Annotated in this window: 15 protein-coding genes; 10 read left to right on the forward strand and 5 right to left on the reverse strand. The window is 72.6% G+C overall.

Annotation, left to right across the window (positions count from 1 at the left end):
* The first annotated feature begins 14 nt into the window (after nucleotides 1-14).
* On the forward strand, nucleotides 15-959 hold the full coding sequence (locus tag AMIR_RS07240) for a TAXI family TRAP transporter solute-binding subunit (RefSeq protein ID WP_240438846.1): 945 nt from the start codon (nucleotides 15-17) through the stop codon (nucleotides 957-959).
* Between the two features lie 43 nt (nucleotides 960-1002).
* Here AMIR_RS07240 and AMIR_RS07245 read toward each other — a convergent pair whose 3' ends face one another.
* Together AMIR_RS07245 and AMIR_RS07250 are read right to left on the reverse strand one after the other, a co-directional pair.
* Complete coding sequence (locus AMIR_RS07245; RefSeq protein WP_015800287.1) at nucleotides 1003-2388, reverse strand: sensor histidine kinase; 1386 nt, start codon at nucleotides 2386-2388, stop codon at nucleotides 1003-1005.
* On the reverse strand, nucleotides 2389-3057 hold the full coding sequence (locus AMIR_RS07250; protein ID WP_015800288.1) for a response regulator transcription factor: 669 nt from the start codon (nucleotides 3055-3057) through the stop codon (nucleotides 2389-2391).
* A gap of 163 nt (nucleotides 3058-3220) precedes the next feature.
* Between AMIR_RS07250 and AMIR_RS07255 the strand changes: the two genes are divergently transcribed.
* The 6 genes from AMIR_RS07255 to AMIR_RS38095 all read left to right on the forward strand — a co-directional run bounded on the left by AMIR_RS07255 (nucleotide 3221) and on the right by AMIR_RS38095 (nucleotide 7824).
* Complete coding sequence (locus AMIR_RS07255; protein WP_177154547.1) at nucleotides 3221-3949, forward strand: amino acid ABC transporter ATP-binding protein; 729 nt, start codon at nucleotides 3221-3223, stop codon at nucleotides 3947-3949.
* Nucleotides 3950-4016: 67 nt separating this feature from the next.
* Nucleotides 4017-4904, forward strand: coding sequence for a glutamate ABC transporter substrate-binding protein (locus AMIR_RS07260; RefSeq protein ID WP_015800290.1), 888 nt, complete (start codon nucleotides 4017-4019; stop codon nucleotides 4902-4904).
* An 82-nt stretch (nucleotides 4905-4986) separates the two neighbouring features.
* Nucleotides 4987-5634 (forward strand): amino acid ABC transporter permease, encoded by a 648-nt coding sequence (locus AMIR_RS07265; protein WP_015800291.1) that lies wholly within the window; start codon nucleotides 4987-4989, stop codon nucleotides 5632-5634.
* Entirely contained in the window at nucleotides 5631-6503 is an 873-nt protein-coding gene (locus tag AMIR_RS07270) for an amino acid ABC transporter permease (RefSeq protein ID WP_015800292.1), read from the forward strand. The genes AMIR_RS07265 and AMIR_RS07270 overlap by 4 nt, the downstream gene beginning before the upstream one ends.
* Nucleotides 6504-6602: 99 nt before the next feature.
* Nucleotides 6603-7412, forward strand: a complete 810-nt coding sequence (locus AMIR_RS07275) for an EcsC family protein (protein WP_015800293.1) — start codon at nucleotides 6603-6605, stop codon at nucleotides 7410-7412.
* Nucleotides 7413-7629: 217 nt separating this feature from the next.
* The gene (locus AMIR_RS38095) at nucleotides 7630-7824 is read left to right on the forward strand and encodes a hypothetical protein (RefSeq protein WP_015800294.1); all 195 of its coding nucleotides are present in this window, start codon (nucleotides 7630-7632) and stop codon (nucleotides 7822-7824) included.
* A gap of 350 nt (nucleotides 7825-8174) precedes the next feature.
* On the opposite strand, the gene AMIR_RS07285 is transcribed toward AMIR_RS38095, so the two are convergent.
* The gene (locus AMIR_RS07285; protein WP_015800295.1) at nucleotides 8175-8699 is read right to left on the reverse strand and encodes a CGNR zinc finger domain-containing protein; all 525 of its coding nucleotides are present in this window, start codon (nucleotides 8697-8699) and stop codon (nucleotides 8175-8177) included.
* A gap of 86 nt (nucleotides 8700-8785) precedes the next feature.
* On the opposite strand from AMIR_RS07285, the gene AMIR_RS07290 reads away from it, so the two are divergent.
* Genes AMIR_RS07290 through AMIR_RS07300 form a run of 3 tightly spaced genes read left to right on the forward strand, consistent with a single transcriptional unit; the run spans nucleotide 8786 to nucleotide 11135 of the window.
* Nucleotides 8786-9445, forward strand: a complete 660-nt coding sequence (locus AMIR_RS07290; RefSeq protein WP_015800296.1) for a maleylpyruvate isomerase family mycothiol-dependent enzyme — start codon at nucleotides 8786-8788, stop codon at nucleotides 9443-9445.
* Nucleotides 9446-9475: 30 nt separating this feature from the next.
* Nucleotides 9476-10411, forward strand: a complete 936-nt coding sequence (locus tag AMIR_RS07295) for a DUF3500 domain-containing protein (protein ID WP_015800297.1) — start codon at nucleotides 9476-9478, stop codon at nucleotides 10409-10411.
* Nucleotides 10412-10463: 52 nt separating this feature from the next.
* Complete coding sequence (locus AMIR_RS07300; RefSeq protein WP_049797092.1) at nucleotides 10464-11135, forward strand: endonuclease V; 672 nt, start codon at nucleotides 10464-10466, stop codon at nucleotides 11133-11135.
* 4 nt (nucleotides 11136-11139) lie between these two features.
* On the opposite strand, the gene AMIR_RS07305 is transcribed toward AMIR_RS07300, so the two are convergent.
* Nucleotides 11140-12363, reverse strand: coding sequence for a family 4 glycosyl hydrolase (locus AMIR_RS07305; RefSeq protein ID WP_041836629.1), 1224 nt, complete (start codon nucleotides 12361-12363; stop codon nucleotides 11140-11142).
* Between the two features lie 28 nt (nucleotides 12364-12391).
* A complete protein-coding gene (gene add / locus AMIR_RS07310; RefSeq protein ID WP_015800300.1) occupies nucleotides 12392-13390 on the reverse strand; it encodes an adenosine deaminase in 999 nt (332 codons plus the stop codon).
* Between the last annotated feature and the right edge of the window lie 51 nt (nucleotides 13391-13441).

The following is a 13441-nucleotide window of genomic DNA, read 5'->3' on the forward strand; positions in this document are numbered from 1 at the left end:
GCGACGATTCGGGTGTGTCGCGAACCCCTGCGGTCGTGCGCGCCGCCCTCGCGGCGCTGCTCGCGCTGGCCTCCGTGGCGCTCTCCGGCTGCTCGGGGGAGTTCTCCTCGGTCCGCCTCACCATCGCCAGCGGCTCGACCGGCGGCGTCTACTCCAAGCTCAGCACCGCGCTCGCGGGCGCCTGGAGCCGGGACCCCGGCGTCCCCGCCCCCGAGGTGGCCGCCACGGCGGGCTCGCTGGACAACCTGGAGCGCCTGCGCAGCGGTCGCGCCCAGATCGGGTTCAGCGCCGCCGACGCCGCCCAGTCCGCCGCGCCCGGCGCGCACCGGCTGTACGCGCTGGCCCGGATGCACGACGACTACCTGCAGGTCGTGGTCCGCGACGACCTGCCCGCCACCAAGGTCGCCGACCTGCGCGGCCTGCGCGTCTCGCTCGGCGCGGTCGACTCCGGCGTGAAGCTGATCTCCGAGCGGCTGCTGTCCGCGGCGGGCATCTCGCCCTCGTCCGACCTGGACGCCCAGTACCTGTCGCTGGACTCGTCGGTCAGCGCGATGCGGGCGGGCGAGCTGGACGCGTTCTTCTGGTCCGGCGGCGTGCCGACCGACCTGGTCACCGACCTGTCCGCCAGCGTCGCGCTGCGGATGCTGGACCTGGGCGACGTGCTGCCCGGCCTGCGCGAGCGGTGGCCGGTCTACTTCTCGGCGACCCTGCCCGCCTCGGCCTACGAGCTGCCCGGCGGCCCGGTCACCACCCTGGTGGTGCGCAACTTCCTTCTGGTCAACGACCAGGTCACCGACGAGGTGGCCACCGCGCTCCTGCGCGGCATGTTCGCCGCGCAGGACGCGCTGGTCGCGGCGAGCCCGGTGGCCCGCTCCATAGAGGCCCGCTCGGCGATCGAGACCACGCCGATCCCGCTGCACCCCGGCGCCGTCGCCTACTACCGGGACGTCAAGGTCTGACGGCCCAGGTCCGGCGCCCGCCCGGCCTCACCTGGAGGTGAGCTCACCCGGAAGCGGGAAAGTCCACCTCGACGCCGAGGCCGCCCTCGTCGCCCCGGAACAGCCGCACCCGGCCGCCGACCCGCTCCACGATCCGCCGCACGATCGACAGCCCCAGCCCCGAGCCCGCCACGTTCTGGTGCGAGGGCGAGCGCCAGAACCGGTCGGTGGCCCGCTCCCTCTCCTCCTCGTCCAGGCCGGGCCCCTCGTCCACCACCGAGAGCCGCACCCGGCCGTCGGCCCGCCGCACCACCACGTGCACGAGCGTGCCCTCGGCGGTGAACTTCAGCGCGTTGTCGAGCAGCGCGTCGAGCACCGTCTCCACCCCCCTGGGCGGGGCCAGCGCCATCCGACCGGGTTCGCCGCCGAGCACCAGGTGCACGTCGCGGGCGGTCGCGGCGGGCATCCACGCGGTCAGCCTGCCCGCCACCGCCCGGTCCACGTCCACCTCGACCGGGGCGACCGAGGACGACTCGGCGCGGGCCATCGCCAGCATCTCGTCCAGGATGCGGTTGAGCCGGTTCGCCTCGGCGAGCGCCGCCGCCTGGTGCGGCCTGCCCTCCTCGGTGACCGCGTCCTCCAGGTTCGACAGCCGCAGCTTCAGCGCGGTCAGCGGGTTGCGCAGCTGGTGGGAGGCGTCGGCGACGAACGCCCGCTGGGCGGCCAGCACGTCGCCGACGCTGGCAGCCATCTGGTCGAACGAGCGCCCGAGCTGCCGCAGCTCCGGCGGCCCCGACGAGCCGCCCACCGGCGGCACCGGCCTGCCCGAGACGATCGCGCCGACCAGCCCGCTCGTCGCGTCGTCCAGCGCCAGCACCGGCCGCAGCATCCAGCGCACCAGGGGCAGCGCCGCGAGCACCGCCAGCGCGAGCGCGCCGAGGGCCCCGGCCAGTATCGCCAGCCACCACAGGGCGACCCCCGTCCTGGTCTTGCCGGTAGGGGAGAAGGTCACCACGGCGCCACGGACCTCGCCGTCGACCAGCACCGGCTCGGCCACCACCAGGGGGTGGTCCTGCCACGGCATCACCAGGTCGGGGTTGCTCGGCAGTCGCCCGGCCAGGGCACCCCGGACCGTCTCCTGCACCGCCGGTGACGACAGGTCGGGCTCCCGATCGGCGCTGGACAGCGCGACCTGGCCGTCACGCCGAAGCAACACGACGTCGATCCCGTAAAGCTCTGAATAACGCTTGAGCTCGGGGAGCACGACCTCCGGCTGGTCGTCGATGACCGGCCGCTGCACCAGCGAGGCGAACCGCGCGGTGTCGGTCAGCCGGTCCAGGAACATCTCCTGCTGCTCGGTCGCCGCGACCCCGCGACCGAGCGGCACACCCATCCCCACCAGCACCAGAACCACCAGGGCGAGCACCACGCCGAGCAGCCTGGAGCGCACCTAGGACCCCAGCCGGTAGCCGACGCCGCGCACCGTCTCCAGCAGCGAGGGCCTGCCGAGCTTGGTCCGCAGGGTCGCCACGTGCACGTCCAGCGTCCGGTTCGCCCCGGCCCAGGTCCGCCCCCACACCTCGGCGAGGATGCGCTCGCGGGTGCACACGGCCCCGCCCGCGGCCATGACCAGCGCCAACACCTGGAACTCCTTCCGCGACAGGGCCACCGCGGACCCGCCCACGGTCACCTCGTGCCTGGCCAGGTCGATCCGGACGTCGCCCGACTGGAAGACCTCCGTCCCGGTCCCGCCGTGCCCCAGCGGATCACCCCTCCTACGCCGGACGGCGTGCACCCTGGCGACCAGTTCGCCCACGTCGTAGGGCTTGACGAGGTAGTCGTCGGCGCCCGCGTGCAACCCCAGAATCCGGTCGTCGATTTCGCCGCGGGCGGAAACCACGATGATCGCGACATCGGACGCCGCCCGAATGTTTCGGCAAAGTGTCACGCCATCGATGTCGGGGAGCCCGATGTCCAGCAGAACGACATCAATGCCGGTCAGCCGGTCGAGCGTCCCCCGCCCGGTTGATTGCCGGTCAACCGTGAACCCACGTCTGACCAGCGCGGGGACCAGCGCCTCTGCGACGCTGTCATCGTCCTCGACCAGCAGCACCCGCACTACAGCCCTCCCGGAAAAGGCGTCTTCGTCCTGTGACAGAGTTGAGACCCTAAGTCTTGCTCAACCGTCTGGACCGGTGTGGTGATTCACACCTAGGTTTCCCGCCATCGCACGACAACCCCCACTGGAGGAACGGATGACCGCCCCCACTCCTGCTCCGCCGATGATCCGGATGGCGGGCGTGGACAAGTTCTTCGGGCCCCTCCACGTCCTCAAGAACGTGGAACTCGAGGTCCCGAAGGGCCAGGTCGTCGTGGTGCTCGGCCCCTCGGGCTCGGGCAAGTCCACGCTGTGCCGCACGATCAACCGGCTGGAGCCGATCAACTCCGGGACCATCGAGGTGGACGGCCAGCCGCTGCCCGCCGAGGGCAAGGACCTGGCCCGGCTGCGCGCCGACGTCGGCATGGTGTTCCAGTCGTTCAACCTGTTCGCCCACAAGAGCATCGTCGAGAACGTGATGCTCGCGCCGGTGAAGGTCCGCAAGACCCCGGCCGCCGAGGCGCGCAAGACCGCGATGGAGCTGCTGGAGCGGGTCGGCATCGCCACGCAGGCCGACAAGTTCCCGGCCCAGCTGTCCGGCGGGCAGCAGCAGCGCGCGGCGATCGCCCGCGCGCTGGCCATGAAGCCCAAGGTCATGCTGTTCGACGAGCCGACCTCCGCGCTGGACCCCGAGATGGTCCAGGAGGTCCTCGACGTGATGACCACCCTGGCCAAGGAGGGCATGACCATGCTCGTGGTCACCCACGAGATGGGCTTCGCCCGCAAGGCCGCCGACCGCGTCATCTTCATGGCGGACGGCGAGGTCGTGGAGGACAGTGCCCCGGAAGAGTTCTTCTCGGCGCCGAAGTCCAACCGCGCGAAGGACTTCCTTGGGAAGATCCTGACCCACTGAAGTCCCGTGAACGCGGCGCTCGCCCCTGGCGCCGCTCCACCAAGGAAAAAAGAGCAGGAGAACGACGATGAGGGTTCGCTCCCTTGCGGCGCTGTTGCTGGCCGGCGGCCTCGCCCTGACCGGTTGTGGCAAGGAGGGTTCGCCGACCGACACCGGCGCCGCCCCCTCCCAGGCCGCCGAGGCCGACGTGAAGGTCGACGGCTCCACGACCTTCGAGAAGATGAAGAGCCGCGGCAAGGTCGTCATCGGCGTCAAGGAGGACCAGCCGAACCTGGGCTTCAAGGACGCCACGACCAACAAGTACAGCGGTTTCGACGTCGACATCGCCCGCCTGGTCGCCGCCAAGCTCGGCTTCGACGAGAGCAAGATCGAGTACAAGGCGATCGCGTCCGCCGGCCGCGAGCAGGCGCTGATCAACGGCGACGTGGACTACTACGTCGGCACCTACACGATCAACGACGGCCGCAAGGAGAAGATCGCCTTCGCGGGTCCGTACTTCGTCGCCGGGCAGGACCTGCTCGTCCGCAAGGACGACGCCAGCATCACCGGCAAGGACACCCTCATGGGCAAGAAGGTCTGCTCCGTGACCGGCTCCACGCCGATCAAGCGGATCAAGGACGAGAAGCTCACCGAGGACGCCAACATCACGGAGTTCCAGAACTACTCCCAGTGCGTCTCGAAGCTGGCTGAGGGCGCCGTCGACGCCGTCACCACGGACGACGCGATCCTCAAGGGCTACGCCGCGCAGGAGCCCGACAAGTTCAAGGTCGTCGGCGCGCCGTTCTCCAAGGAGCCCTACGGCATCGGCCTCAACAAGGAGGACAAGCCGCTGCGCGACAAGGTGAACGACATCCTGCAGGCCGCCATGGACGACGGCACCTGGAAGAGCATCTACGACGCCACGCTGGGCAAGTCGGGCTCCCCGGCCGAGGCGCCCGCCATCGACCGCTACTGAGCGGAGCTTCAGTGGCCGGTGACCCGCGCGAGCGGGGTGGGTCACCGGCCACTCCCATGACCTCTCCCGGCGAGGAAAGACGATGAGCGTCCTAACCAACTACTCCGACCTCTTCCTGAAGGCTTTCGGCACCACCCTCCAGCTCTTCCTGTTCTCAGCGGTCGGGTCGTTGGTGCTGGGGACGATCCTGGCGATGCTGAGGGTCAGCCCGGTCCCCGTGCTGCGCGCGGCGGGCGCCACCTACGTCACGGTCCTGCGCAACACGCCGCTGACCCTCGTGTTCTTCTTCTTCGCGTTCGCCTACCCGCTCTTGAAGATCCTGGAGCTCGACCCCTTCAAGGGCGCGGTCGTGTCGCTGACCGTCTACACCTCGGCGTTCATCTGCGAGGTCATCCGGTCCGGCATCAACACCGTCCCGGTCGGCCAGGCGGAGGCCTCCCGCGCGCTGGGCCTGTCCTTCGGGCAGATGCTCGGCAACGTGGTGCTCCCGCAGGCCCTGCGGACCGTGGTGCCCCCGCTGGCGAGCACCATGATCGCACTGCTGAAGAACACCACCATCGCGGCCGGCTTCTCGGTCGGCGACGCCGGGGCGATCATGTACACGTTCTCCGAGGACGGCGTGAACATGCTGGTCGGCCTGGGTTGGGTGGCCTTCATCTTCATCCTGCTGGTACTGCCGCTGACCGCCGTTCAGCGCGGCCTGGAGAGGCGCTGGAGCGTGGCCCGATGAGTTCTGTGCTGTTCGACGTCCCCGGCCCGAAGGCCAAGGTCCGGCACGCCGTCATGGCCGTGGTCGGTGTCGCGGCGGTGCTCGGCATCGTCGCCTTCATCGGCTACCGCTTCTACGACAGCGGCCAGTTCGAGCCGCGCATGTGGGAGTGGATGCAGTACGAGACCGTCCAGCTGGAGCTGATCAGCAGGCTCGGCAACACGCTCTCGGCGTTCGCCGTCGCCTCGGTGGCCGCGCTCGTGCTGGGCGCGGTGCTGGCCGCGGGCAGGCTCTCGGAGCACGCCTTCTGGCGGATCCCGGCGGGCTTCCTCGTGGAGGTCTTCCGCGCGATCCCGCTGCTCATCATGATCTTCATCTTCTACTTCGGCCTGCCGACCATCGACATCAAGATGTCGCAGTTCACGGCCGTCGTGCTGGGCCTGACCCTGTACAACGGGTCGGTGCTCGCCGAGGTGTTCCGCGCCGGTGTCGCCTCGCTGCCGCGCGGGCAGGCCGAGGCCGCCTACGCGCTGGGGATGCGCAAGACCCAGGTGATGACGCAGGTCCTGCTGCCGCAGGCGCTGCGCGCGATGCTCCCCGCGATCATCAGCCAGCTGGTGGTGCTGCTCAAGGACACCGCGCTGGGCTTCATCATCAACTACAAGGAGCTCCTGGACTACACCAAGTACCTGGGCACGCAGGGCCAGTTCGGCCGTCCGCTGGTCCCGATGACGATCGTCACCGGCGCCATCTACGTCGCGCTGTGCCTGCTGCTGACCTGGTTCGCGGTGTGGCTGGAGAAGCGCAACCGGCGGAGCAAGAAGACCGTCGTCAAGGCGACCGAGGCCGAGCTGGAGCAGAAGGCCCACGCGGCCAGCGCCGCAGGCTGACCCGCACGTTCGCCGTCCGTGGTGAAGGGCCCGACCGGGTGGTCGGGCCCTTCACTCGTTCAGGCGTTATCCGGGCCACTCGTGGGTAGTCTCGGTGGCATGGTCGAGGAGTCCTCCAGCGCGGTCCAGCGGGCCCAGCAGGGTGCCGTCGAGCAGCTCCTGCGGTTGGGAATCGACGGCTTCGGGCCGTTCAAGAGCGCCCGGCAGACCGCCGACGAGGCGCTCGCCAAGGGGCTCACCCGCGAGCGCGCGATCCGGCAGATCATCCGGCAGCACGTGGCCGCCGCGGGCGCCCAGGGGTTCGTGACGAACCTCGGCGGCCTGCTCACGCTGCCCGTGGCGCTGCCCGCGAACCTCACCGCCTCCTACCTGGTGCAGGCGCACATGATCGCGTCCATCGCGGCGGTGCAGGGGCACGACCTGGAGAGCCAGGAGGTGCAGACCGCCGTGCTGGTGTGCATGGTCGGCAACGCGGGCACCGAGGTGCTGAAGAAGGCGGGCATCAAGGCCGGGACCAAGCTGACCGTGAACCTGATCGAGCGAATCCCGGCGAAGGTCATCGTCGAGATCAACAAGCGGATCGGGTTCACCCTGCTGGCCAAGTACGGCACCTCGCGGGCGACCCTGGTGCTCGCCAAGGGCGTGCCGCTGGTGGGCGGGGTGATCGGCGGCGGGGTCGACGCGGTGGCCACCAGGGCGCTCGGGGCGTTCGCGCAGCGGTTCTTCGGGCGGGACGGGCAGCCCGACGTCGAGGACGGCGAGGTGCTCGACGAGCGGCTCGAGGGTCGCGTGGTCGACGGCCGCGTCCTGAGGTCCGCCCCGGCCCCCGAACTCGCCGACGAGGACGCGTCGGGCGCGGCGCGGGTGATCCGGCTGCCCCCGCGCGGCGAGCGCCGAGAGGACCGCTGAGGCGGCGTTCCCCCAGGTCGGAAAATCGGTTGGCGGGGGTCGGCGGCGCCCACTACCGTTCCCGCCATGAGCATCTGAGTTCCCCGCCCGAGGACGTCTTCCTCGCACGCGCTCGATCCAGCGCGCTCTTCCGGATGCCCCCGTGCGGGCACGCGCCGCCGACCGTCCCGCGGTCCGCGTTTTCCGTTGCGCCTCGACGTCGAGGAGGATCACCCCCGTGACCCAGCCCCAGCACGACCAGGTGGAGCCCGCAGAGCAGGCGCTCCCCACCGAGGACCTGCCCCAGGTCGTCCCCAACCGCAGGGAGCGCCGAGGCGGCAAGCAGCCGCGCGCGGGCTCCGTCCCCGGCCAGGGCAGGCCGAACCAGGCGGACTTCGTCGGCAAGCGGCTGTTCCGCCGCTCCGGCGGCTGACCGCACCAGGACCAACCGGGCCCGTCCCGGTTCGGAAGTGAAGTTCCACCCCCCTTGGAGGGCAGCAGAGATGAAGAACTCCCGCTAGCACCACACGACGCGCCGAGGTCCGAGGTGGACCCGGCGTCCCCCAGGTCCGGTTGGTGCCGGACCGCACTTCTCGGAGGGCTGTCGCCATGAAGGACGAGCGCTAGGACCCAGCACGCCGGAGCCCGTCGTGGGCCCGGTGACCGAGCGGTCCGGCCACCCGCCGGACCGGTGTTGAGGAGGACCGTCGACATGGACCACAAGCGGTAGCGGTTTCGCAGGACCGGGGCTCGTCGCGGACAGCGGCGGGCCCCGGTCGCGTCTCAGGCGCGCCCCCGCCGGTTGTGCCTGCTCACCCTGGCCCGGTTCCCGCACGAGGGCAGGCACCAGACCTGCTGCGGGTGCGAGCGCACGAAGTAGCGCACGCAGCGGGGTGACGGGCAGGCCCGCAGCTCGGCCGCATCGCCCCCGGCCAGCAGCTCGATGGCGCCCGTGGCGAGGTCGGCCAGCAGCCGGTCCCGCGCGTCCGCCTCGGACAGGTGCACCAGCCTCGGCCCGTCCGCCCACTCCAGCCTGGCCACCCTGGGCGCCAGCGCGGCGGTCCGGTTGACCACGTCGAGCGCCCCCTCCCAGCGCACCGCGAGCGGCGCGTCCAACCGCTCCCCGGCGCCCGTCACGTGGGCGAGCAGCGCCCGCACCGCCGCCCGCAGCTCCAGCGCGCGCGACCGCAGCTCCTCGTCGCCCGGCCGCCCGAGCCAGCGCGCGAACCCCTCGGGCGTGCCCAGCTCGTCGACCAGGCCACCCCGGCCGTCGCCGTGCAGGGTGCCCACGAAGTCCAAGACCCTCACCCGGACCAAGCTAATGGACTTGACCGGTCAACCCCGCTAGTTTCGGGGGGTCCTGCTCTGGCCGACCGAGCCAACCGGGAGTCGCTGTGCAGATCATCGAGCGCGTGCTTGAGGGGTACGCCAGGCTCGCCGACGCCCTCCACGAGCTGCCCGACGAGCAGCTGGGCCACCCCACCGACCTGCCCGGCTGGTCGCGCGGGCACGTGCTGGCCCACGTCGAGGGTGTCACCTCCGCCGTGGCGCGGCAGGCCGAGCTGGAGGGCGCTCCGACCGAGATGTACGAGGGCGGCAGGCCCGCCCGCGACGAGGCGATCGAGCGGGGCGCCGCCAGGACGGCGGCCGAGCACCGCCAGGCCATCGCGAGCGCCGTCGCCCGACTGGGGGAGGCCTGGTCCGGCGTGTCGGACTGGTCGGCCCGCGTGGTCTACCGGGACGGCACCCTCCTGGACACCGCGCACGCCCTGTGGCGCGAGGTGGAGATCCACCACCGCGACCTGCTGCTCGGCCCGGTCCCGTGGTCGCAGGAGTTCCGGGACCACGCGGTCGCCTTCCTGACCCCGCGCGTGCCGGACGGCGTCAAGCTCGTCCTGACCCCCGCCGACGCCCCCGGCTGGGTGCTCGGCGCGGGGGAGCGGGTGGAGCTGGCGGGCGCCGCCGACGACCTGGTCGCCTGGCTGGCCGGGCGCACCCCGGCAGGCGAGCTGACCACGACGGGCGAGCTGCCCGAGCTCAAGCCCTGGCCTTGAGCGGTGGCCCGGCCCGGTAGCTTCGGTCCCGTGCGCGAGGACATCACCGAGGCGACCGGGGCCCTGCTGGGCCTGCTCACCGCCGACCAGCGCGACACCGCCGTGCGGGAGCTGGACGGCGGGCTGCTCGCCGAGTGGGCCTACACGCCGGTCGCCCGCCCAGGGCTGGTGGTCGGCGAGCTGGCGCGCGAGCAGCGCAAGGCCGTGCACCGCCTGCTCGCCTGCGTCCTGAGCCCCCACGGCTACGCCCAGGCCGCCGCCGTGATGGCGCTGGAGGACGTCCTGGACCACCGCGAGGGCGGGGTGAAGGACCGCCACCAGGGTGATTACTCGGTGCTGCTGCTCGGCGAACCGGGCGATGCCCCGTGGGGGTGGCGGGTCGAGGGGCACCACCTGTCGGTGACCGCCGTGGTGGCCGACGGCCGGGTGTCCGCGACCCCGGTGTTCCTGGGCGCCAACCCGGCCCGCACCACCTACCGGGGCCGGACGGTCCTGCGGCCGCTCGGGCTGGAGGAGGAGCTGGCCAGGGAGCTGCTGGACCGGATGGGACCCACCGCGCGCGGGCTGGCCGTGGTGGCCGACGTCCCGCCGAAGGACATCCGATCGGGCAACGCGCCGTCGGTGACCGGTGAGGTGGAGCCGCTGGGCATCGCCGCGAGCAGCCTGGACCGCGGGGCGCGAGCCCTGCTGGCCGCCCTGGCCAGGCTGTACTTCGACCGCCTGCACAGCGACCTGGCCGACGAGGAGTTCCAGGCGCTGGACGCGGAGCGGCTGCACTTCGCCTGGGAGGGGTCCACCCGACCGGGCGAGGGGCACTACTACCGGTTGCAGGGCCCGGACCTGCTGATCGAGTACGACAACGCCGCGAACGGCGCCGACCACGCCCACTCGGTGTGGCGCAGGCGGGCGGGCGACTTCGGCCGGGACCTCCTGGCCGCGCACCGCGCGTCGGCGCGCCACCCCTGACCTCGCCGAGGACCCTGACCCCACCGTGACCCCCGACCCCACCGCCGCTCCCGTGACGCGCGCCCAGGCCCGCCGCCCCGCCGACGTCCGCACCGCCGAGGAGGCGATCGCCGAGCAGGAGCGCCTGCGCCCGCTGGTCCGCCCCACCGCCGACCCCGGCCTCGACGTCCGCCTCGCCGCGGGCCTGGACGTGGGCTACGCCGACGACGACCGCCTGGTCGCCGCGATCGTCGTGGTCGACGTCGCCACCATGGAGACCGTGGACACCTCGGTCGTGCGCGCGACCGCCGACTTCCCCTACGTCCCCGGCCTGTTCGCGTTCCGCGAGCTGCCGTCCCTGCTCACCGCACTGGACCGCCTCGCCACCACCCCGGACCTGCTGGTGTGCGACGGCCAGGGCCTGGCCCACCCGCGCCGGTTCGGCCTGGCCTGCCACCTGGGCGTCCTGGCCGACCTGCCGAGCGTCGGCGTCGCCAAGACCCCGATGGGGCACTTCGAGCGGCCCGGCCCGGCGCGCGGGGCGTCCACCGACCTGCTCGACGACGGCGAGGTCGTCGGCCGGGCCCTGCGCACCCGCGCGGGCGTGAAACCGGTCTTCGTGTCCGTCGGCCACCGGATCGACCTGGACCGCGCGTGCGCGGAGGTGCTGCGGCTGTGCCGGGACTACCGCCTCCCCGAGACCACCCGCCGCGCCGACGCGCTGGGCAGGCGCCACCTCCGCTAGCGCGCTACCGCAGGTGCTCCAGCCCAGGGTGCCTGCGGGCGTAGGCGTCCAGCAGGTCGCGGGCCACCGCCACCGAGTCCACCAGCGGGTGCAGCGCGAACGCCTTCAGCGCGGCGGCCCTGGTGCCCTCGGCGACCAGCCGGTCCACCGCCTTGACCGACCGCGCCAGCCCGGCCGCGTGGTCCGGCAGCTGGCTCACCGGCCTCGGCCTGGCCCCGCGCCCGTCCACCGCGCACGGCACCTCCACGATCGCGTCGCCGTCCACGGCGGACAGCGCGGAACCGTTGCGCACGTTCAGGATCAGCTCGGTCCGCTCGTCCCGCGCGAGCGCGTTCATCAGCGCGAGCGCCACGTGCTCGTACCCGCCGCCCTCGACCGAGTCCCGCTCCCGGCCCTCGGCCATGTAGGTGCTCTCGCGCTCCAGCCGCGTGGTCTCCCAGTCGACCTCGCCCGCGTAGAACCGCTCCTGCTGCCGCAGCAGGAACGCCCCGCGCTCGCCGCCGAACGACTCCCGCGTCGAGTAGTAGTAGTGCAGGTACTCGTTCGGGACCATCCCCAGCGCGCGCAACCACTCCGCGCCGAACAGCCTGCCCTCCTCGAACCCCGCCAACCGGTCCGAGGCGAGCAGCCCCGGCAGCAGGTCCTGCCCGTCGACCCGGACGGCCTGCAACCAGCCGAGGTGGTTGAGCCCGGCGTAGTCGAACTCGGCCCCGGTCACCCCGAGCGCCTTCCCGACCCGGTTGCACAGCCCCACCGGCGAGTCGCAGATCCCGATGACCCGCTCGCCCAGCCGCTCCGCCATCACCTCGGTGATCAGCCCGGCGGGGTTGGTGAAGTTCACGACCCACGCGTCGGGCGCGACCGCCGCGATCCGCTCGGCGATCCGCCGCGCGACCGGGACCGTGCGCAGCCCGTAGGCGATCCCGCCCGCCCCGACCGTCTCCTGCCCGACGACGCCGTGCGCGCGGGCGATGCCCTCGTCGGCGGCCCGACCCGCCAGCCCGCCGACCCGCACCGCCGAGAACACGAAGTCCGCGCCGCGCAGCGCCTCGTCCAGGTCGGTCGTCGCGCGCAGCCGGGGCCCGCCGACCAGCACCCGGCGGATCGCCTCCAACCGGTCCGCGTCGACGTCGTGCAGCACCAGCTCGTCGACCAGGTCGTCGCCCACCAGCGCCTTGTGCACCAGCGGCACGCGGAACCCGCCACCGCCCAGGATCACCAGCCTCATGCGTCCCATACTGCCCAAGACGCCCGGTTCAGCGCAGCGCGTCGATCCCGGCGACCAGCTCGGCCTTGAGCGCGTCGGGCGCGAAGCTCGCCGCGACCGCCGACGCGGCCAGGTCCGCCAGCTCCGCCCGCCCGAGCCCGAACCGCTCGTGGCACAGCAGGTACTCGCGGTTCAGGTCGGTGTGGAACATGCCGGGGTCGTCGGTGGCCAGCGCGACCGGCACGCCCGCCGCGAGCAGCGCGGGCAGCGGGTGCTCGTCCAGCGACCGCACCGCCCCGGTGCGCAGGTTCGACGTCGGGCAGACCTCCAGCGCGATCCCGCTGCCCGCCAGGTGCCGCAGCAGCTCCGGGTCGCGCGCGGCGGACGTGCCGTGCCCGATCCGCTCCGCCCCCAGCTCCCGCACCGCCGCCCACACCTCGTCCGGCCCGGTGGTCTCGCCCGCGTGCGGCACGCTGCGCAGCCCGGCGTCGCGGGCCATCGCGAACGCCTCGCGGAACCTCGCGCGCGGCGCGTCGGCCTCGAACCCGCCGATGCCGAACCCGACGCTGCCCTCGGGCCGGTGCTCCACCGCGTAGCGGGCGCTGGTCAGGCCGAAGTCGCCGTCCCACAGGCCCGGCACGTCGAACACCCAGGCCAGCTCCACGCCGTGCTCGGACCTGGCGCGCTCGCGGCCCTCCTCCAGCGCGGCGGTCAGCTCGGCGGCCGGGACGCCCGCGCGCAGGTGGCTGCTCGCGCTGACGGTCACCTCGGTGTAGCGCGTGTTCCGCGCGGCCTGCTCGCGCGCCAGGCCCAGCACCAGGTCCTGGACGTCGGCCCCGGTGGTGACCAGGTCGTTGACCTTGCCGTAGACGTCGATGAAGTGCCCGAAGTCGGTGAACTCGTAGAAGTCCAGCAGCTCGGCCTCGTCGGTGGGCACCGGGCCGTCCGGGTGGCGGCGGGCCAGCGACAGGACCGTGGCGGGGGAGGCGGAGCCGACCAGGTGGACGTGCAGCTCGACCTTGGGCAGTGCGGCGATGAAGGAGCGCATGGTGCCCCCGAGCCTAGATCAGCCGCGCCTGGAGTCCACTGTGGACTTCGG

Source organism: Actinosynnema mirum DSM 43827 (assembly GCF_000023245.1).
GTDB classification, from domain to species: domain Bacteria; phylum Actinomycetota; class Actinomycetes; order Mycobacteriales; family Pseudonocardiaceae; genus Actinosynnema; species Actinosynnema mirum.

Bases quoted from the DNA above. Each gene is read 5' to 3' on its own strand.
- AMIR_RS07255 (WP_177154547.1), top strand. From the start codon at position 3,221: ATGATCCGGATGGCGGGCGTGGACAAGTTCTTCGGGCCCCTCCACGTC.
- AMIR_RS07260 (WP_015800290.1), top strand. From the start codon at position 4,017: ATGAGGGTTCGCTCCCTTGCGGCGCTGTTGCTGGCCGGCGGCCTCGCC.
- AMIR_RS07265 (WP_015800291.1), top strand. From the start codon at position 4,987: ATGAGCGTCCTAACCAACTACTCCGACCTCTTCCTGAAGGCTTTCGGC.
- AMIR_RS07270 (WP_015800292.1), top strand. From the start codon at position 5,631: ATGAGTTCTGTGCTGTTCGACGTCCCCGGCCCGAAGGCCAAGGTCCGG.
- AMIR_RS07275 (WP_015800293.1), top strand. From the start codon at position 6,603: ATGGTCGAGGAGTCCTCCAGCGCGGTCCAGCGGGCCCAGCAGGGTGCC.
- AMIR_RS07305 (WP_041836629.1), bottom strand. From the start codon at position 12,363: ATGAGGCTGGTGATCCTGGGCGGTGGCGGGTTCCGCGTGCCGCTGGTG.
- add (WP_015800300.1), bottom strand. From the start codon at position 13,390: ATGCGCTCCTTCATCGCCGCACTGCCCAAGGTCGAGCTGCACGTCCAC.